Raw genomic sequence first — 16827 nt, 5'->3', positions numbered from 1 at the left:
CGATCTTCTTGGAGGCCGCGCCGTCGCGGCCGCTCTGAACCTAAGGCGAACCGGCGCAGGAGGAAAGCGCTCCCGCCGCTGCGGTACGCTTCAACCAGCTCCGTGCCGGAGGCCCCCGCCCGGGACTGCGACGACGCTCATGTAGGATGCGCCGCCGGCCACGGCAACGCCTGCGTCCCGGCATGGTTCCCGCCCCGCGCTCTTCATTTCGCCGCAGGGATCGGCTAGCAAGCGGCATGCCCCATGATGCCACGCCCCAAGAGCCGTTCTGGCGGACCGTGCCGCTCGCCCGCATGACGCCGGAGCAGTGGGAGAGCCTGTGCGACGGCTGCGGTCGCTGCTGCCTCGTGAAGCTCGAGGACGAGGATACGGGCGAGATCGCCTATACGGACATCGGCTGCCGCCTGCTCGATGGCGAGACCTGCCGCTGCACCGATTATCCCAACCGGCAGGCGCAGGTGCCCGACTGCGTGCGGCTGACGCCGGAGGCGGTGATGACCATCGGCTGGCTGCCGCCCACCTGCGCCTACCGGCTGCTGGACGAGGGCAAGGATCTGCCCTGGTGGCATCCGCTGGTGTCCGGCGATCCGGCGACGGTGACCGCCGCCGGAATCTCGGTGAGCGGGCGGACGGCCGGGTCGGAGGACGCCTTCGGGCTGATGGAACTCATCGCCCACGTGGTCTCCTGGCCGACCCGCTGGCCGCGGGGGGCCAAGGCCCGGACAGCCGCAGCGCCCAGGTCCCGCCGCAAGCCGGCCTCGGACCGGCCGGCCTGAGGCGCGCCGTCAGACCGAGTGGAACGGCGCGGCGGGCCGTACCGGCAGCGGGCCGGAGGCGCCCTCCAGATCCTTCCGGTCCCGCGGCATCTCGATATCGTCCTGCGGGCCGGCGGCGGTTCTGCCCCGGTGCCGGTGGCGGCGGCCGTGCGTGGTGTCCTTCTCCGCCACCGCCTTGAGGGCGCAGCGGCCGGTGCCCGCCCGCAGGATCAGGCCGGCGGCGGCGCCGACGCCGATGAGGCCCAGCAGGCCGCCCCGCCTCAGGCTGAAGCTCATCAGCAGGCTGGCGGCCGCGCCGGAGGCCCAGCGTTCCGTTGAACTCAAGTTTCTCGCGCGCGTCATCATGTGCTCCCGTCGTTACGCAACAAGAACGCCGGGCAGGCGTGATCGGGTTCCGGTGGCGGCGTAGCGCCGGGCCCCGCTCAGGACGGGGCTCTCGCCCCAGCCATGCGCAATCCGCGCTTTTCGCTGGCGGGAGCGAGGATTAGACGGAATAGATAGCTCCGGCTTCCGCCCTGTTCGCGTCGCGCCCTGCGCGGCGGTGCGTCGTTGTTGAGTCTGCCGATGCCGTCCCCGCACGTCTCCCAGCCGTCCCCCGAGGCCCCGCCCGCATCCCATGCCCGCAAGGGTGGCCCCCGCCGCCAGCCGGGCTACCGGGCCGTGGCGCTGATCGTGGCGAGCGCCATGTTCATGGAGCAACTGGACGCGACGGTGCTCGCGACCGCCTTGCCGGCCATGGCGCGGGACTTCGGCGTGACGGCGCCGCACATGAGCATCGCGCTCACCTCCTACCTGCTCTCGCTCGCCGTCTTCATTCCCGCCAGCGGCTGGGCGGCGGACCGGTTCGGCTCGCGCACGGTGTTCCGCCTCGCCATCGCCGTCTTCACCATCGGCTCGCTTCTGTGCGCGCAGTCCCAGAGCCTCGCCTTCCTCGTCTTCGCCCGCCTGCTGCAGGGCATGGGCGGGGCGATGATGATCCCGGTCGGCCGCCTCGTGCTGCTGCGCTCCACCACCAAGGCGGACCTCGTCTCGGCCATGAGCTGGCTGCTGGTGCCGGCGATGATCGGCCCGATGGTCGGTCCGCCGCTCGGCGGCTTCCTCGTTACCTTCCTCGACTGGCGCTGGATCTTCTACATCAACCTGCCCATCGGCGTGCTGGGGCTGGTGCTGGTGAGCATCTTCATTGCCGACAGCCGGGCCGAGAAGCCGGACCGCTTCGATGGCCTCGGCCTCGTTCTCTCGGGTGCGTCGCTGGGCGGCCTGCTGTTCGCCTTCGAGCTGTCGAGCCGGGGCGAGGGCGATGCCCGCATCACCTTCGGCCTGATGGTGATGGGCGTCCTGAGCGGCCTTGCGTATCTGCGCCACGCCCGCAAGCTCTCGGCGGCGGGCGGCCATCCCATCCTCGATCTGTCGCTGATGAACATCGAGACGTTCCGCCTCTCGGTGATCGCCGGCAACATCACCCGCATCACCCAGGGCGCCCAGCCCTTCCTGATCCCGCTCATGCTCCAGCTCGGCTTCGGCATGACGGCGGCGGAGGCGGGCATGATCTCGCTCTCCACAGCCGTCGGCTCGCTGCTGATGAAGGGCGTGGCGCCGAAGGTGCTGCGCCGCTACGGCTTCCGCAACACGTTGCTCGTCAACGGCATCATCTGCACCGGCACCTATGCGGTCTGCGCCCTCATGCGCCCCGACTGGCCCCACTGGTCCATCTACGTGCTGCTGACCGCGGCCGGCTTCTTCATGTCGCTCCAGTTCACCGCCTATAATACGGTCGCCTATGACGAGGTGCCGGCGGCGCGCATGAGCGCGGCTGCCAGCTTCTACAGCACCTTCCAGCAGCTCATGCTCTCCATGGGCATCTGCGTCGCCGGCTTCGCGCTCGCCACCTCCATGGCCGCCAACGGCCGTTCCGTGGCCGGCTTGGCGGATTTCTCGGTGGCCTTCGTCACCGTCACCACCATCGCCATGGCGGCGACCTTCTGGAACGCGCGCCTGCCCCATGATGCGGGTGCCGACATTTCCGGCCACCGCCGCCGGCGGAGCTTGGCTGCCGCCGTCAACGAGGCGACGGACGCCCCGGACTGAGGGACATCACACCGGCGCCCGGCCGGGGGCGCGAAAAGGCCGGGCGCCGGTTCCGGCCGCGCCGGTCAGGCGACGGCCGGCTGCCGGCTCCACGAGGGGAACGGGTCCGGCAGGTGAGACAAGGCGGCGAAGTCGAGCTGCGCCGGATCGGTGGGGCCCGTCAGGCAGTCATCCAGCGCCGCCCGGATGGCGGCTTCATCCAGGCCCATGCCGATGAACACCAGCTCCTGCCGCCGGTCGCCGTAGAAGGGCGCCCAATAGCGCTTCAGCTCGGTGCGGAAGGCGGGGTCCTGCGGCCAGTGCTCCTTCGGCACAGCGGCCCACCACAGGCCGAGCTTCTCGGTGCGGCAGAGCGAACCGGCAAGGCTCATCTCGCCCACATAGGCATCGCGGGTCGCCAGCCAGAACAGCCCCTTGGCGCGGATCAGGCCCGGCCAGGTGCGGCGCAGGAAGGCGGAGAATTTCTGCGGATGGAAGGGCCGGCGGGCGCGATAGACGAAGCTCGCGACGCCGTATTCCTCGGTCTCCGGCACATGGTCCGCAAAGCCGTTCAGCTCCTTGAACCACAGCGGATGACGATGGGCGGCCTCGAAATCGAAGCGGCCGGTGTTCATCACCTCGGCGAGCGGCACCCGACTGTGGTTCGTCTCGAGGATGCGGGCGTCCGGGTTGAGCCCCTTGATGACGGCGCGGGCGAGCCGGAGCTTTTCCGGATCGGTGGCGCCGACCTTGTTCAGCACGATCACGTCGGCGAACTCGATCTGGTCCACCATCAGATCGACGATGGTCCGCTGGTCCTCTTCCCCGAGGCTCTCGCCCCGGTCGCGCAGGAAGTCGGTGGAGGCGTAGTCCTTCAGGAGGTTTGCCGCGTCCACGACCGTCACCATGGTGTCGAGGCGGGCGAGGTCGGAGAGGGAGAAGCCCTCCTCGTCGCGGAACTCGAAGGTGGCGGCCACCGGCAGCGGCTCGGCGATGCCGGTGCTCTCGATGACCAGCGCGTCGAAGCGTCCTTCGCGGGCGAGGCGGGTGACTTCCGCCAGCAGGTCGTCGCGCAGGGTGCAGCAGATGCAGCCGTTGGTCATCTCCACCAGCGTTTCCTGCGTGCGGGAAAGATCGCCGCCGCCGGCCCGGATCAGTTCCGCATCGATGTTCACTTCGGACATATCGTTGACGATCACCGCGACCCTCAGGCCCTCGCGATTGGCGAGCACGTGGTTGAGCAGGGTGGTCTTCCCGGCGCCCAGAAAGCCTGAAAGCACGGTGACTGGCAGGCGATTGTCGGCGGTCGGCATGGGGTGGTCCTTTGAATGATACAATATATCATTTCTTGGCATGCCCGTCTTTTTGGCGCAAGTGCCGGACCGTTCGCCTGCCTGATGATGCCGTTCCGGAAAGGGTCCGCGTTGTCCGCGCAGCCGGATGGTGACGAAATGAACCTACGGTGAATGCAGCCGGACGCCGGGGAGGGGCGGATGATGGCGATGTTTCAAGCGAGCCAGACGTTGATGGAGGCCGAGCACCAGTTCGACGACCGGACGGCCTATTGCACCCGGTGCGGTTGCCACTGGAACACCGCCTACCAGCTGCGCCGCGGCTGCATCACAGCGGAGAATGTTTCGGCGATCTCGCACCTGCGCGCCCGGGCTCGGCTCGACGCGCTCCTGACCGCGCGCCGCATGCCCCGCCCGCCGAAGGGGGCATGAGGCGCGCAGGTCGGTGACCCCGCTTCGGTGCGGGATGGTTTTTCGAGTTTGAGGGATGTTCCAGGGCACCTATCTCCCCCCCCCCGGGTGCCTTGGGACGCCCTCTCCCCCACGGGAGAGGGCATCAGTGGGCGCGCAACGCGCGGTCGCCGGGACCCCTGTCATGGTGGGACAGGACAGGGGTCCAACGGCAGCGCGGGACGCACCCGGCACGCCGGAGGGAAACCGGCGGCAGGGAGGGGCCGAGTACCCGAGTGCAGTTCCCGAAGTTCAAGCTTCCGACGTTCCGAAGACCCGAGTTTCGTCTCCAAGTTCCAGAGTTCCGAAGTCCCCAAACGCCGGGTCCGAACCGGGCTCGGCCACCGGTACCAAGTCGCAAAGTCGTGTGTCCTCAAGTGTCAGTACCCAGTGCCAAGACCAGCGTTTGCGTTCGGTTCGAGTTCCTGAGGGTTCGTGAGTTTGGTCTCCCGACCGGAGTTTAGGAAAATATGCCTTGACAGCGTGCCGCTCATCAGGCATCTTTTCTCCATGCTCCGGAATTGTGACTTGAAAGGCGCCGCATCGCCCCCGCGGCGCCTTCCTTTTTTCCGGCGTCCGCGGTGCCCCTTCGCACCCCGCGTGAACACGAACGCCCGGGATCTGCCCCCAATGACCGCTCCCGCCTCTCCCGCTGCCGTGGCCCGCGCCCGCGCCCTGCGCGGCGAGGGTCTCGAGCCCGCCGCCATCGCCGCCAAGACCGGCCTCTCGCTTCGCCAGCTCGGCTACTGGCTGCGCCCCGATGCCGGGGCGCCCCGGCCGATAGCGCGCCGCGCCGGCAAGGGCCGCAAGCGCCCGGCGTGTAAGGCCGCCCGCCCGCCGAGCCCCGCCGCCCGCCTTCGGATGATGGGACGCCTCTGGACGGCTGCCGAGGCGCAGATGGCCGAGATCGAGGCCCGCCTCCAGCGGCTCGCCGAAGGGGAGGGGTCGGCCCGAGATGGCGTACAGGACGCCCGCGCACTCGCCATTCTCGCCCGCGTCATGCGCGATCTCTCCGCCCTCGATGCCGCCGCCCGCAAGGCGCGCGCCGAGGCGGCGCCACCGGCAGGAGCCGCGCCGCTCTCTCCCGAGGGGGCCGGCGCCTTTCGCGCCGAGCTCGCCCGCCGCCTCGCCGGCCTGTGCGACAGCGTGCAGCCGCCGGCCCCCGACACTCCGCCGGAGGGGACGGCACCGCACTCCCAAGGGTAAGCCGGCCGCCGCGCCGAGGCGCCTGTCCCGAAACGGGACGGACGCGAACATCCACAGGACAAACCCCGTCCGAATCGCTGGCGCCCGCCTGTGCCGCATTCGTTCGCCGGAGGCGCCTCATGTCGCTCGCCCTTCCCCCTCCCTCCGCCGCCGCTTTGCGCGCGGCCCTGGCGGCGGTGATGGCGGATGCGGGCGCGGCGCGGACGTTTCTCTCGGGCCTCGACGAGGCGGGCGCCGAACGCCTGCTCACCGATTGGGAAATCTGGGCGCGCCCCGACCAGTTGCCGCCGCCCGCGGCGTCCGGTGGCCGGCCCTGGACCACCTGGCTGGTGCTGGGCGGGCGTGGCGCCGGCAAGACGCGGGCGGGTGCCGAATGGGTGCGGGGACTGGCCCTCGGCCGGCCGCCTTTCGCGCCGGCCCCCGTGGGCCGCATCGCGCTGGTGGCCGAGACCATGGGCGATCTGCGGGAGGTGATGGTGGAGGGTGTGTCCGGCCTGCTCGCCGTCCATCCCGCCGCCGAACGGCCCCGCTGGGAGCCCACCCGCCGCCGCCTCGTTTGGCCCAATGGCGCGGTGGCGCAGGGCTTTTCCGCCGAGGATCCCGAGAGCCTGCGCGGGCCGCAATTCGAGGCCGCCTGGCTCGATGAACTCGCCAAGTGGCGGCGGGCCGAGGCGGTGTTCGACATGCTCCAGTTCGGCCTCCGGCTCGGCGCGCAGCCGCGCCAGATGGTGACGACGACGCCCCGCCCGAGCGCCCTGCTGCGCCGCCTCATGGCCGACCCGTCCACCGTCTTGAGCCGCGCAACCACGGCTCAGAACGCCTTTCACCTTGCGCCCGCTTTCCTCGACACGGTGCTGGCCCGCTATGGCGGCACGCGGCTCGGGCGGCAGGAACTGGAGGGCGAAATCATTGAGGACCGGCCCGACGCGCTCTGGACCCGTTCGGCCCTTGAGGCTGCTCGTGAGACGGCCGCTCCGCCGCTCGCCCGCGTGGTGGTGGCGCTCGATCCGCCGGCCTCGTCGCGGGCCGGGGCGGATGCCTGCGGGATCATCGCCGCCGGCATCGACGGGGAGGGCCTTGTGCATGTCTTGGCGGACGCCACCGCCGCCGGCCTACGCCCCGCCCAATGGGCGGCGCGGGCCATCGACCTGTGGCGCGCCCATGAGGCGGATGCGGTGGTGGCGGAGGTGAACCAGGGCGGCGAGATGGTGCGCAGCGTGCTCGCCGAGGTGGATGCCAGCGTGCCGGTGGTGAGCGTGCGCGCAACGCGCGGCAAGTATCTGCGCGCCGAGCCCGTCGCCGCTCTCTATGAGCAGGGGCGTGTGCGCCACGCCGGCGCCTTCCCGGCGCTGGAGGACGAGATGTGTGACTTCGGTCCGGAGGGCCTGTCCTCCGGCCGTTCGCCGGACCGGCTCGACGCCCTCGTCTGGGCCGTCACCCACCTCGCTCTCGGCCCCCGCGCCCCGGCGCCGCGCGTTCGGCGGTTTTGAGGCCGGTTTGGAAATCTACCGCCAGTCCCTTCCCCCTCCCCATCCCTCCCCCGCAAGCGGGAGAGGGAGTCTGTTGCGTGGGTCGCAAAGACAAGCTCGAAATCCTTGGCGGATGCCCTCTCCCGCTTGCGGGGGAGGGTTGGGAGGGGGCAGGCGAGCAGGGAAAGAACACACTCTCCATATCCAGGCACACCCCGAGCACCCGTTCGACGCCGTTTTCAGGCGGCGGCCGAGAGCGCCCCGAAGCCGAACAGCCGGGCGGCGGTGCCGCCGAGAACCTGCGGCAGCTCGGGGGCCTGGAAGACGCGGGCCAGGAGGGCCTTGAGGCCGGCGATGTCGGCTTCGTTTTCGTGCTGGGTATGCGGCCAGTCGCTGCCGATCATCAGGCGGCCGGCGCCGAAGGCGGCGCGGGCGGCTTCGGCCAGCGGCAGCGGATCGCCGCCGCCGAGCCGGTAGGGCGCGGAGAGCTTCATGTGGAGGCGTGGCGTGCGCGCGGCCAGCAGCATGAGGGCGGCAAAGCCGGGGTCATTCACGCCGAGGGCGGGGTCCGGCAGGCCGAAATGGTCCACCACCACCGCCGGCACATCGCTTTCCAGCAGCCCCGCCAGCAGGCGCGGAAACCGCCGGGCCTGCGCCTGCACCTCGATCTGGAAACCGCAGCGGGCCGCCGCCGCGAGGAAGGCGCGCCAGACGGGATCGGCAAAATCCGGGTCCGGCCGGCCGATCAGATTGAGCCGCACGCCGGCGATGCCTTGAGCCGCAAGCCCGCGCATGGCCCCTTCGGTACAGTCCGGCGCCACCACGGCGATGCCGCGCAGATGGTCGGGATCGGCAGCGATCGCGGCCAGCAGATAGGAATTGTCCGTACCGAGGAAGCTCGGCTGCACCAGCACACCGCCGGCAAAGCCGTTGGCCGCCCGCAGGGCCGCATAGGCCTCGGGCAGCGCGTCATAGGCCGGCACATAGCGGGCGGCGGCAATGGTCGGCAGGTCGCGCCGGAAGATGTGGGCGTGGCTGTCGATGGCCATCAGGCCGGCGGAACGCCGCCGGCCGTCGAGGGGTTCGTTCATGTTGCGGGACCGGATGCGCGGCGGCTCATTGCGCGGGGGCGGACGAGCGCACGCCGGCACCGGCCGGCGCGCCGGGCGCGTCCACCGCGTCGAGCTTCACCGCCTTGGTCTCGGGCAGCATGAGCACCGCCACCACCACGAGGCCATAGGCCACCGCCGCATCGATGCCGATGGCGGCGCCGAGCGACATCTGCTCCGACAGATGGCCGACGAGGAAGGGGAAGATGGCGGAGACGATGCGCCCGGCATTGTAGCAGAAGCCGACGCCGGTGCCGCGGATGCCGCCCGGATACAGCTCGGAGAACAGCGCGCCCATGCTGGCCGGAATGCCGGCCGAGCAGAAGCCCAGCGGGAAGCCGAGGATCAGCATGGCGGTGTCGCCGATGGGCAGGAACACATAGGCCAGCACGACGATGACGCAGGAGAGCGCGAACAGGCCCACCGTGCGCCGGCGGCCGATGCGGTCCAGCAGATGCGCGGCGGCGATGCAGCCGAAGAAGAAGGCGACGATGATGACCGCCAGATAGGCGCCCGTGCCCAGCGTGGAGAGATGGCGCTCGGTCTTGAGATACGTGGGCAGCCAGCTCGTCACCGCGTAATAGCCGCCGTGGGCGCCGGTGCCGAGCAGCAGGCCCACCAGCGTGACGCGCAGCACGTCCGGCGAGAAGATGCCCAGCAGCGGCGTGCGCGCTTGCTGCGCCTTGGGCGCGCGGGCCGGCGAGGCCTCGGGCTCGGGCACATGGCGGCGCACGAAGATGACGAGGATCGCCGGGATGAGGCCGAGGCCGAACAGCAGGCGCCAGGCGATTTCCGGCGGCACGAAGGAATAGATGCTGGTCTGGATCAGCACCGAGGCGCCCCAGCCCACCGCCCAGGCACTCTGCACGGTGCCCAGCGCCTTGCCGCGGTGGCTCGGGCGGATGGCCTCGCTCATGAGCGCGACACCGGCCGCCCATTCGCCGCCGAAGCCGAGGCCCTGCAAGGCTTTCAGCACGAGGAGCTGGTTGTAATCCTGTGCGAAGGCGGAGGCGAAGGTGGCGAGCGCGAACCACAGGATCATCACCTGCAGGGCGCGCACGCGGCCGATGCGGTCCGAAATGGCCCCGCCGACCCAGCCGCCCAGCGCCGAGGCGATGAGCGTCACGCTGGTGATCATGCCCGCATCGGCCTTGCTGATGTGCCAGAGGGCAAGCAGCGTCGGGATGACGAGGGAGAAGAGCTGGACATCGAGCGCATCGAGCGCCCAGCCGCCGAAGCAGGCCCAGAATGTCTTGCGCTCGGTGGCGTCGATCTCGCGGAACCAACTGAACATGGGTGTCCTCCGGCAGGCCCGCGCGGCTCTTGCGGCCGGCTGGCGCCTTGCGTGAACGGTTGCGAACGAAAATGAGCGGAGGACCGCTCAGCGGATCTCGATGCGGTAGCGGAAGCGGTCGGCGGGGCCGCGCGAGCGGCGCCACTCGATGGGATGGCGATCGAAACCGAGCGCCACACGGTCCACCACCACCACCGGCGCGCCGGCCGGAATCTCCAGCACGCGGGCGTCCTTCTCGGTGGCGAGGTCGATGGTGAGCGTTTCCTCGGCGGAAGCGACCACCTCGCCGCACAGGCGCTCATAGAGCGGATAAAGCAGGTCGCCGAAGCCGGTGAGGACGAGATCCTCCAGCGGCGCGAAGCGGGCGCGCGGCAGCCAGATTTCCTCGGCGAAGACCGGTGTGCCGTCGATGAGACGCAGGCGGTCGATGCGCAGGGCCAGCGACTTCGGTGCGAGGCCGAGCGCCCTCGCGGGTTCCGACGGGCAGGGGGCAACCTTGCGGGCGAGCACGCGGCCCTCGGGCATGGCGCGCGCCCCGTCCGCCCCCTCGGCGCGGAAGAAGCGGAAGAGCGAGCGGTCGAGGGAGGGGCGGCGCACGAAGGTGCCGCGCCCCTGCACCCGGTCGAGCACACCCTCGGCCACCAGCGTGTCGAGCGCCTTGCGCACGGTGCCGAGCGCCACGCCGTTGACGCGGGCGATCTCGCTTTCCGCCGGAATGGCCGTGCCCGGTCCCCAGTCGCCCGCGACGATGCGGGCGACAATGGCGTCACGCAGGCGCTGATAGAGGGGCAGGCGGCTGTCGCTGGTCTCGCTGAGCGCGAGCACGGCGCCGGGCGCATCGGCCGATGCGTCCGTCTGTGTCCTGTCCGCGTCCACAGCGTGCTGGCTCATGCCACTCGCGCTCCACCGGTTGATTGGTCCTCTATAGGACTAGAGGGGGCTATCTCCACCGTCAATCGGGTAGCTGTGCAGGTGCGAAGGCGCCGTATTGCGCTGCAATGTGCCGCCGCCGCTTGGCCTCCGGGCGCGGCTTCACAGCGCGTCCCTCGGCCGCCGAGGGCGAGGGCGCGGTGCGCTTTCATGCTTCGGAAACGATCCTCCGGCGGCCAGTGGCCGTCGCCCGTCCTGCTTGCTCCGGCCCCGGAGCCGAGGGAGTCCCGCATGCTGTCGTCCGTCTTCCAGGCCCTGCGTCCGCGTCCGTCCGAGGCCAAGGCGAGCCGCACCGCCGCGCTGGTGGCGCTGCTCGCCACCGGCCGCGCCCGCTGGACCCCCCGCGATTATGCCGGGCTCGCCCGCGAGGGCTTCGCCCGCAATGCGGTGGCCTATCGCGCCGTTCGGCTGATCAGCGAGGCCGCCGCCAGCGTGCCGCTGCTCTTGATGAACGGCGACCGCGAGATCGACGCCCATCCGCTGCTGGACCTCCTCGCACGGCCCCATCCGCGTGCGGCGAAGGCGGATTTCCTGGAGGCGCTGTGCGGCCATCTACTGGTGGCCGGCAATGCCTATGTGGAAGCGGTGGCGGTGGAGGGCGCCGTGCGCGAACTCCATGTGCTGCGGCCCGATCGCGTGCGCATCGTGCCCGGCCCGGACGGCTGGCCGGAGGCGTTCGACTACACGCTGGAGGGCCGCGCCCTGCGCATCCCGCAGGAGAGCATCGTGCCGGGCGCCGACGTGCCGCCGGTGCTGCACCTCGCCTTGTTCAATCCGCTGGATGATCTCTACGGCTTCGCCCCGCTGGAGGCGGCGGCGCAGGCGCTCGATCTGCACAATGCCGCCGGCGCCTGGAACAAGGCGTTGCTCGACAATGCGGCGCGCCCCTCCGGCGCGCTGGTCTATGGTGGCACGGGTTCGCTGTCCGAAGAGCAGTTCGCGCGCCTCAGGGAGGAGCTGGAGGCGAGCTTCCAGGGTGCCGCCAATGCCGGCCGCCCGCTGCTTCTGGAGGGCGGGCTCGACTGGAAGCCCCTCGGCCTTAGTCCGAAGGACATGGATTTCGCCGCCGCCCGCGAGGCCGCCGCGCGGGAGATCGCGCTGGCGCTGGGCGTGCCGCCCATGCTGCTCGGCATTCCGGGCGACAACACTTATGCCAATTATGCCGAGGCCAACCGCGTGCTCTGGCGCCAGAGCGTGCTTCCGCTGGTGAAGCGGGTTGCCGGCGCGCTGAGCGCCTGGCTCGCGCCGGCCTTTGGGGCGGGACTCGCGCTGGTGCCGGATCTCGATCAGGTGGAGGCGCTCACCGCCGAGCGCTCCGAGCTCTGGAGCCGCGTGAACGCGGCCGATTTCCTCACCGATGCGGAGAAGCGCGCGGCCGTGGGCTATGGCCCCGTCGCGCCCTGAGGGGAGGTCATCTTGGAGAGCATCCTTCAGGTTTTCGCGACGCGCGGCGACCTCGCCCATCTGGCACTCGCCGCCTGGGCGCTGAGCGCGTCCGGCGTTGCGCTGGCCGCCCTCACGGGCCTGTCCCGCGCCAACGAGCGCATCGACGCCTTCGTCCGCGAACTCGCCCGCTTCAACGCCCGCCACGACGATCCGTGAGGGGCCCGTGACCGGCGCGGTCTGAGGATCTGACCGCGCTCCTCTCCGCTCGCGCAACCGGCTCCCTCTCCCGCCTGCGGGGGAGGGCTGGGGAGGGGGCTGGCCGGAACGAGCCTCTCCAGTCCAACACATGATCGCCCACTCACCAAAACCGCACCGTCCGGCCCACCGATCGCGCGGGCGGCCGGCGCGCGGTGGTTCGTGCTCGGACTGCCACCATTCCTCCATCCCAGCAGGAGACCATCCATGCGAGCCCCCTTCATCGCCAGGGCATCGGCGCCGCGCATCCGGGCGCTGTCGCCGGCGCCGGTCCGGCGCGCGGCGCCGCAGAGCACCAGCGTGTTCCGCGACTTCGTCGCCACCCTCGAGCGCCTCGAGAAGGCGCGGCGCCGCAAGGGCGCGGGCCAGGGTGCGGGCAAGGTGCGCTGATGGGGGCCGCCTTTTCTCCACCGGGCCTTGGGGCAGCGACTGCGCGCTTCGAGGGCTATGCCTGCCTGTTCGACCGGCAGGATCTCGGCCGCGACGTGATCGCCCCCGGCGCCTTCGCCGAGACGCTGGCGCGGCGGGGCATCGCTGGCGTGCGGCTGCTCTATCAGCACGATCCCGCCGAACCCATCGGCGTGTGGACCTCCCTCATCGAGGACGGCATCGGCCTCAAGGTCGAGGGCGAGCTCACGCTCGGCGTCGGCCGGGCGCGTGAGGTGGCGGCGCTCATCGGCGTCGGCGCCCTCGATGGCCTGTCCATCGGCTTCAAGGCGGTGGAGGCCCGCACCGACCCGCGCACGCGCGTGCGGCGGATCACCCGCATCGATCTCTGGGAGGTGTCCATCGTCACCTTCCCCATGCAGCCGGACGCGCGCATCCGCCGTCCGCCGCCGCCCTTTCTCGCCATGCAGGCCGCGGCGGAGGCGGTGTCCCGCGCCGCCGCCCGCCTGCGGCCGCATCTGGCCGCCGTCTGATCCCTTCCCAACCGCAGGATCCCTTCATGAGCAATCTTCTTTCCGCCCCCGAGACCAAGGTGGCGGCCCCCGAACGCCAGTCGGCCCTCGACACGCTGATGCACGCCTTCGAGACCTATAAGGCGGCGAACGAGACGCGCCTGTCCGAGATCGAGCAGCGTGGCGGCGCCGATCCGCTGCTCGATGAGCGCATGCGGCGGCTGGACCATGTGATCGACGCCTGCAAGGCGCGCATGGACCGGCTGGAGACGGAGCGCCGCCGCCCGCCTCTCGGCATCACGCGGACCGAGGCGCCGCGCGGCGAGCACGGCGCGGCCTTCACCGGCTATGTGCGCCACGGCGCCAGCGACGGCCTGAAGGCGCTGGAGGCCAAGTCCCTCTCCACCGGCGTCGGCGCCGACGGCGGCTATCTCGTGCCCTATGAGACCGAGCAGGAGATCGGGCGTCGCCTTGCCGCCCTCTCGCCCATCCGCGCGCTCGCCACCGTGCGCACCATCGGCGCCGGCACCTATCGCAAGCCGTTCATGACCTCCGGTCCCATGGTGGGCTGGGCGGCGGAAACGGCGGCGCGGCCGCAGACCGACAGCCCGGTGCTGGCGGAACTCGCCTTTCCGGCCATGGAGCTCTACGCCATGCCCGCCGCCACCCAGGCGCTGCTCGACGACGGGCAGGTGAATGTGGAGGAGTGGCTGGCCGGCGAGGTGGACAGCGCCTTTGCCGAGCAGGAGGGCGTGGCCTTCGTCTCCGGCGATGGCACGGCCAAGCCCACCGGCTTCCTCGCCTATCCCAAGGTGGCGGAGAGCGGCTGGAGCTGGGGCAAGACGGGCTATGTGGCGACCGGCGTCGCGGGGGGCTTTCCCGCGTCCGACGCCGCCGATCCGCTGCTCGATCTCGTCTATGCGCTGAAGGGCGGTTATCGCCAGAACGCGGCATTCGTCATGAACCGCCGCACCCAGGCCGCCGTGCGCAAGCTGAAGGACGATGCGGGCGCCTATCTCTGGACGCCGCCGGCCGGTGCCGGCCAGCCGGCGAGCCTCATGGGCTTTCCGGTACAGGAGGCCGAGGCCATGCCGGACATCGGCGACGGGGCCTTCGCCATCGCCTTCGGCGACTTCCGGCGCGGCTATCTGGTGGTGGACCGGGCGGGCGTGCGGGTGTTGCGCGATCCCTACTCCGCCAAGCCCTACGTGCTGTTCTACACCACCAAGCGCGTGGGCGGCGGCATCCAGGACTTCGATGCCATCAAGCTGCTGAAGTTCGCCGCCGGCTGAGCCCGGCGGCGAACGCGGGTCAGGGCACGGGGCTGCCGAGCTTGCGCGCGGTGGCCTCGATCCAGTCCCGCTGGAGGCCCACCAGCGTGATGCCGGTGACGCCGCCGCAGCCGCGGGCGCCGTTGGGGCCCGTGGCCCAGCCGATGACGCCGGCCAGCAGGTTGCCCACGAAAGCCGGGCCGCCGCTGTCGCCGGTGCAGGCCCCCGCATTGCTCATGGGCGAGGCGAGGCGGGCCATGATGCCGCCCGTCGTGCCGATGGTCGGCAGGCTCGTGCAGCGCAGGGTGCCGGCGGTCTCGTCGGCCCCGTCCGAGGCCATGCCGTAACCGGCGATGAGATATTCCGCGCCCCGCTGCGGCAGGGTGTTGTCCTGCGTGAGCGCGGCCGGGCGGAAGCTTGGCGGCAGGGGCGAGGCGAGCTTCACCAGCGCTAGATCCGGCGTCGGATGGCGGTTGCGGAACTGGTCCGGATCGAAGCCGGGATGCACCACGATCCGCAGCGCGGGAATGAGGCGCGGCGGGCCAGACCCGGTGATCGCCACCGCATAGCTGCCGGGCGGCGCGACGCAGTGGGCGGCGGTCAGGATCAGATCCTGCGCCAGCGCGGTGCCCGAGCACGAGGCGCCCCGCGTCGAGACCAGCATGACGGTGTGGCTGGTGCCCTGGGCCGCGCCGGGGCGACCGCCCACCACCGCGTGGCCGGGAGCAGCCTGCGCCAGAAGAAAGCCGGCGCAGAGCAGGGCGGAACCCAACGGACGCCCGCCGGACAACAGGAAACGAAGCAGCACGGATCCCCCTCATGTACGGCGGCGAAATTTTTGCCCCGAGCGTGGGGGGCGGGTCAATCCCGCACCTTGGTGCGGTCGGGCCCCCGGTCTGCCGGATGCGAGGGGACAATCCGCACATGACGCAACGTATTTCAGGCCCCGCCGCGGAACCGCTGACGCTGGCCGAGGCGAAGGACTTCCTGCGCCTCACCGATCCGTCAACGGACGCGCTCGTGGGTGTGCTGCTCTCCGCCGCCCGGCGGACCATCGAGAGCGCCACGGGGCGCGTCCTCATGACCCAGAGCTGGCGCCTCGTCCGCGACGTCTGGCCGGCGAGCGGGCTCTTCCTGCTGCCCATCGCGCCCGTCGCCAGCCTCGATGCGGCGCGGGTCCGGCGCGCCGATGGCACCTGGGAGGAGGTGCCCGCCGGTCGCCTCTCGCTCCTCGGCGACCGCACGCCGCAGCTCATCGGCCTCGACCGCGCGCACCTGCCGCAGCCGGCCGTGGACCATGGCGGCATCGCCCTCGACGTGACCGCCGGCTATGGCCCGGAGCCCGCCGACGTGCCGCGGGATCTGCTGCAGGCGGTGCGGCTCACCCTCGCGCATTTCCATGAGCATCGCGACGTGGTGGGCGAGGCCATCGGCCTGCCGGGCACCGTCCTCGCGCTCATCGCGCCCTACCGGATGCTGCGACTGTGAGCGGCGCCATTCCCATCGGCGCGCTGCGCCATCTCGTGACGCATCTGGCCCCGGTTTCGGTGCCGGACGGCTTCGGCGGCGCCAGCGTCACCTTCGTCGCCGTCGATCGCCTCTGGGCGGCGGTGGAGGAGAGTGCCGCGGGCGCCTTCGCCGACGAACGGCGCTTCGGCCTTGCCGGCGTGCGCGTGACCGTGCGCGCGCCCAACATGCTCAAGGCCGGCGACATCCTGCGTCACGGCACCCGCCGCCTCGCGGTGGAGGCGACCTGCGATCCGGACGGACGCGGCCGGTACACCCGCGCCATGTGCAGAGAGGAACAGACATGATCTCGGTGAAGATTTCAGGCCTGGATGGCCTCGTGGAACAACTGCTCGACAAGCTGCGCGACAAGGCGATGCACCTGCTGCTTGGCCGCATGCCGGACCCTGCGCCCGCACCCGATGTCCCCGCCGATCCGGCCGCGGACGAGGCGCCGCCGCGCGCTGCGGACGGCACGCCGGGAGGCGGCGCGTGAGCGCGCCGGCCTCCGCCGCGCTCGCCCTGCGCAAGGCCATCCACCAGCGCCTCGCCGCCGACGCGCCGCTCGGCGCGCTGGTGGCGGGCGCCATCCATGACGTGCCGCCGGCGGGTGTCCCCTTTCCCTATGTCACGCTCGGAGAGGCGGTGGTTTCCGACTGGTCCACCGCCACCGAGGCGGGCAGCGAGCAGGCGCTGACGCTGCACGTCTTCTCCCGCCAGGGCGGCCGGGCGGAGGCCATGGCGCTGTGCGCCGCCGTGCAGGAGGCGTTGCACGAGGCGCCGCTCGCCCTCGACGGGCATCGCCTCGCCAATCTCCGGGCCACCACCGCCGAGGTGCGGCGCGACGGCGACGGGCGGACGTTCCACGGCTTCGTCCGCTTCCGCGCGGTGACCGAGGCGCTCTGAAGCGACATTTC

The 16827-nt window shown here is 71.3% G+C and carries 20 protein-coding genes; 14 read left to right on the top strand and 6 right to left on the bottom strand.

Annotated features, from left to right (window positions below):
* Window positions 1-236: 236 nt before the first annotated feature.
* Window positions 237-776 carry a YcgN family cysteine cluster protein gene (locus DFO45_RS17195; protein WP_133865838.1) on the top strand — a complete coding sequence of 180 codons (540 nt, stop codon included), beginning with the start codon at window positions 237-239 and terminating at the stop codon, window positions 774-776.
* Between the two features lie 9 nt (window positions 777-785).
* On the opposite strand, the gene DFO45_RS17190 is transcribed toward DFO45_RS17195, so the two are convergent.
* Window positions 786-1118, bottom strand: a complete 333-nt coding sequence (locus DFO45_RS17190) for a hypothetical protein (RefSeq protein WP_166657165.1) — start codon at window positions 1116-1118, stop codon at window positions 786-788.
* A gap of 222 nt (window positions 1119-1340) precedes the next feature.
* Between DFO45_RS17190 and DFO45_RS17185 the strand changes: the two genes are divergently transcribed.
* Window positions 1341-2864, top strand: a complete 1524-nt coding sequence (locus DFO45_RS17185; protein ID WP_081433910.1) for a DHA2 family efflux MFS transporter permease subunit — start codon at window positions 1341-1343, stop codon at window positions 2862-2864.
* 65 nt (window positions 2865-2929) lie between these two features.
* On the opposite strand, the gene zigA is transcribed toward DFO45_RS17185, so the two are convergent.
* Window positions 2930-4156 (bottom strand): zinc metallochaperone GTPase ZigA, encoded by a 1227-nt coding sequence (gene zigA / locus DFO45_RS17180; RefSeq protein WP_133865836.1) that lies wholly within the window; start codon window positions 4154-4156, stop codon window positions 2930-2932.
* Window positions 4157-4336: 180 nt separating this feature from the next.
* On the opposite strand from zigA, the gene DFO45_RS17175 reads away from it, so the two are divergent.
* The 3 genes from DFO45_RS17175 to DFO45_RS17165 all read left to right on the top strand — a co-directional run bounded on the left by DFO45_RS17175 (window position 4337) and on the right by DFO45_RS17165 (window position 7281).
* Window positions 4337-4567 (top strand): hypothetical protein, encoded by a 231-nt coding sequence (locus DFO45_RS17175; RefSeq protein WP_133865835.1) that lies wholly within the window; start codon window positions 4337-4339, stop codon window positions 4565-4567.
* A 648-nt stretch (window positions 4568-5215) separates the two neighbouring features.
* Window positions 5216-5791: a hypothetical protein gene (locus tag DFO45_RS17170; RefSeq protein ID WP_133865834.1), complete on the top strand. Its 576-nt coding sequence runs from the start codon at window positions 5216-5218 to the stop codon at window positions 5789-5791.
* Between the two features lie 179 nt (window positions 5792-5970).
* Window positions 5971-7281: a terminase family protein gene (locus DFO45_RS17165; RefSeq protein WP_133866004.1), complete on the top strand. Its 1311-nt coding sequence runs from the start codon at window positions 5971-5973 to the stop codon at window positions 7279-7281.
* Window positions 7282-7499: 218 nt separating this feature from the next.
* Here the strand turns inward: DFO45_RS17165 and DFO45_RS17160 are convergent, their stop codons facing one another.
* The 3 genes from DFO45_RS17160 to DFO45_RS17150 form a co-directional block, all read right to left on the bottom strand.
* Complete coding sequence (locus DFO45_RS17160; protein ID WP_133865833.1) at window positions 7500-8351, bottom strand: amidohydrolase family protein; 852 nt, start codon at window positions 8349-8351, stop codon at window positions 7500-7502.
* Between the two features lie 25 nt (window positions 8352-8376).
* A complete protein-coding gene (locus tag DFO45_RS17155) occupies window positions 8377-9663 on the bottom strand; it encodes an MFS transporter (protein ID WP_012169638.1) in 1287 nt (428 codons plus the stop codon).
* A gap of 87 nt (window positions 9664-9750) precedes the next feature.
* Window positions 9751-10554 carry a GntR family transcriptional regulator gene (locus tag DFO45_RS17150; protein WP_133865832.1) on the bottom strand — a complete coding sequence of 268 codons (804 nt, stop codon included), beginning with the start codon at window positions 10552-10554 and terminating at the stop codon, window positions 9751-9753.
* Window positions 10555-10824: 270 nt separating this feature from the next.
* Between DFO45_RS17150 and DFO45_RS17145 the strand changes: the two genes are divergently transcribed.
* The 5 genes from DFO45_RS17145 to DFO45_RS17125 all read left to right on the top strand — a co-directional run bounded on the left by DFO45_RS17145 (window position 10825) and on the right by DFO45_RS17125 (window position 14425).
* Window positions 10825-11997, top strand: a complete 1173-nt coding sequence (locus tag DFO45_RS17145) for a phage portal protein (RefSeq protein WP_133865831.1) — start codon at window positions 10825-10827, stop codon at window positions 11995-11997.
* A gap of 12 nt (window positions 11998-12009) precedes the next feature.
* Complete coding sequence (locus tag DFO45_RS17140) at window positions 12010-12195, top strand: hypothetical protein (protein WP_133865830.1); 186 nt, start codon at window positions 12010-12012, stop codon at window positions 12193-12195.
* Window positions 12196-12441: 246 nt separating this feature from the next.
* On the top strand, window positions 12442-12624 hold the full coding sequence (locus DFO45_RS17135; protein WP_012169642.1) for a hypothetical protein: 183 nt from the start codon (window positions 12442-12444) through the stop codon (window positions 12622-12624).
* Window positions 12624-13154 (top strand): HK97 family phage prohead protease, encoded by a 531-nt coding sequence (locus DFO45_RS17130; RefSeq protein WP_133865829.1) that lies wholly within the window; start codon window positions 12624-12626, stop codon window positions 13152-13154. The genes DFO45_RS17135 and DFO45_RS17130 overlap by 1 nt, the downstream gene beginning before the upstream one ends.
* A gap of 26 nt (window positions 13155-13180) precedes the next feature.
* Entirely contained in the window at window positions 13181-14425 is a 1245-nt protein-coding gene (locus tag DFO45_RS17125) for a phage major capsid protein (protein ID WP_133865828.1), read from the top strand.
* A gap of 19 nt (window positions 14426-14444) precedes the next feature.
* Here DFO45_RS17125 and DFO45_RS17120 read toward each other — a convergent pair whose 3' ends face one another.
* A complete protein-coding gene (locus DFO45_RS17120; protein WP_012169645.1) occupies window positions 14445-15212 on the bottom strand; it encodes a S1 family peptidase in 768 nt (255 codons plus the stop codon).
* Between the two features lie 116 nt (window positions 15213-15328).
* Here DFO45_RS17120 and DFO45_RS17115 point away from each other — a divergent pair, with 116 nt between their 5' ends.
* The 4 genes from DFO45_RS17115 to DFO45_RS17100 are packed head-to-tail and all read left to right on the top strand — an operon-like array spanning window position 15329 to window position 16816.
* Window positions 15329-15892 carry a phage head-tail connector protein gene (locus DFO45_RS17115; RefSeq protein WP_166657164.1) on the top strand — a complete coding sequence of 188 codons (564 nt, stop codon included), beginning with the start codon at window positions 15329-15331 and terminating at the stop codon, window positions 15890-15892.
* Window positions 15889-16218, top strand: coding sequence for a head-tail adaptor protein (locus DFO45_RS17110; RefSeq protein ID WP_133865826.1), 330 nt, complete (start codon window positions 15889-15891; stop codon window positions 16216-16218). The genes DFO45_RS17115 and DFO45_RS17110 overlap by 4 nt, the downstream gene beginning before the upstream one ends.
* The gene (locus tag DFO45_RS17105; protein WP_133865825.1) at window positions 16215-16406 is read left to right on the top strand and encodes a hypothetical protein; all 192 of its coding nucleotides are present in this window, start codon (window positions 16215-16217) and stop codon (window positions 16404-16406) included. Before DFO45_RS17110 ends, DFO45_RS17105 begins: the two co-directional genes overlap by 4 nt.
* Window positions 16403-16816 (top strand): DUF3168 domain-containing protein, encoded by a 414-nt coding sequence (locus tag DFO45_RS17100; RefSeq protein ID WP_133865824.1) that lies wholly within the window; start codon window positions 16403-16405, stop codon window positions 16814-16816. Before DFO45_RS17105 ends, DFO45_RS17100 begins: the two co-directional genes overlap by 4 nt.
* Window positions 16817-16827: the final 11 nt, after the last annotated feature.

It is taken from the genome of Azorhizobium sp. AG788, assembly GCF_004364705.1.
Classification (GTDB): Bacteria; Pseudomonadota; Alphaproteobacteria; order Rhizobiales; family Xanthobacteraceae; genus Azorhizobium; species Azorhizobium caulinodans.
Note: the sequence above shows the minus strand (reverse complement) of the source record. Positions and strands in the feature narration are given on the sequence as shown.

Bases quoted from the DNA above. Each gene is read 5' to 3' on its own strand.
- DFO45_RS17195 (WP_133865838.1), top strand. From the start codon at position 237: ATGCCCCATGATGCCACGCCCCAAGAGCCGTTCTGGCGGACCGTGCCG.
- DFO45_RS17190 (WP_166657165.1), bottom strand. From the start codon at position 1,118: ATGACGCGCGCGAGAAACTTGAGTTCAACGGAACGCTGGGCCTCCGGC.
- DFO45_RS17185 (WP_081433910.1), top strand. From the start codon at position 1,341: ATGCCGTCCCCGCACGTCTCCCAGCCGTCCCCCGAGGCCCCGCCCGCA.
- zigA (WP_133865836.1), bottom strand. From the start codon at position 4,156: ATGCCGACCGCCGACAATCGCCTGCCAGTCACCGTGCTTTCAGGCTTT.
- DFO45_RS17175 (WP_133865835.1), top strand. From the start codon at position 4,337: ATGATGGCGATGTTTCAAGCGAGCCAGACGTTGATGGAGGCCGAGCAC.
- DFO45_RS17170 (WP_133865834.1), top strand. From the start codon at position 5,216: ATGACCGCTCCCGCCTCTCCCGCTGCCGTGGCCCGCGCCCGCGCCCTG.
- DFO45_RS17165 (WP_133866004.1), top strand. From the start codon at position 5,971: ATGGCGGATGCGGGCGCGGCGCGGACGTTTCTCTCGGGCCTCGACGAG.
- DFO45_RS17160 (WP_133865833.1), bottom strand. From the start codon at position 8,351: ATGAACGAACCCCTCGACGGCCGGCGGCGTTCCGCCGGCCTGATGGCC.
- DFO45_RS17155 (WP_012169638.1), bottom strand. From the start codon at position 9,663: ATGTTCAGTTGGTTCCGCGAGATCGACGCCACCGAGCGCAAGACATTC.
- DFO45_RS17150 (WP_133865832.1), bottom strand. From the start codon at position 10,554: ATGAGCCAGCACGCTGTGGACGCGGACAGGACACAGACGGACGCATCG.
- DFO45_RS17145 (WP_133865831.1), top strand. From the start codon at position 10,825: ATGCTGTCGTCCGTCTTCCAGGCCCTGCGTCCGCGTCCGTCCGAGGCC.
- DFO45_RS17135 (WP_012169642.1), top strand. From the start codon at position 12,442: ATGCGAGCCCCCTTCATCGCCAGGGCATCGGCGCCGCGCATCCGGGCG.
- DFO45_RS17130 (WP_133865829.1), top strand. From the start codon at position 12,624: ATGGGGGCCGCCTTTTCTCCACCGGGCCTTGGGGCAGCGACTGCGCGC.
- DFO45_RS17125 (WP_133865828.1), top strand. From the start codon at position 13,181: ATGAGCAATCTTCTTTCCGCCCCCGAGACCAAGGTGGCGGCCCCCGAA.
- DFO45_RS17115 (WP_166657164.1), top strand. From the start codon at position 15,329: ATGACGCAACGTATTTCAGGCCCCGCCGCGGAACCGCTGACGCTGGCC.
- DFO45_RS17105 (WP_133865825.1), top strand. From the start codon at position 16,215: ATGATCTCGGTGAAGATTTCAGGCCTGGATGGCCTCGTGGAACAACTG.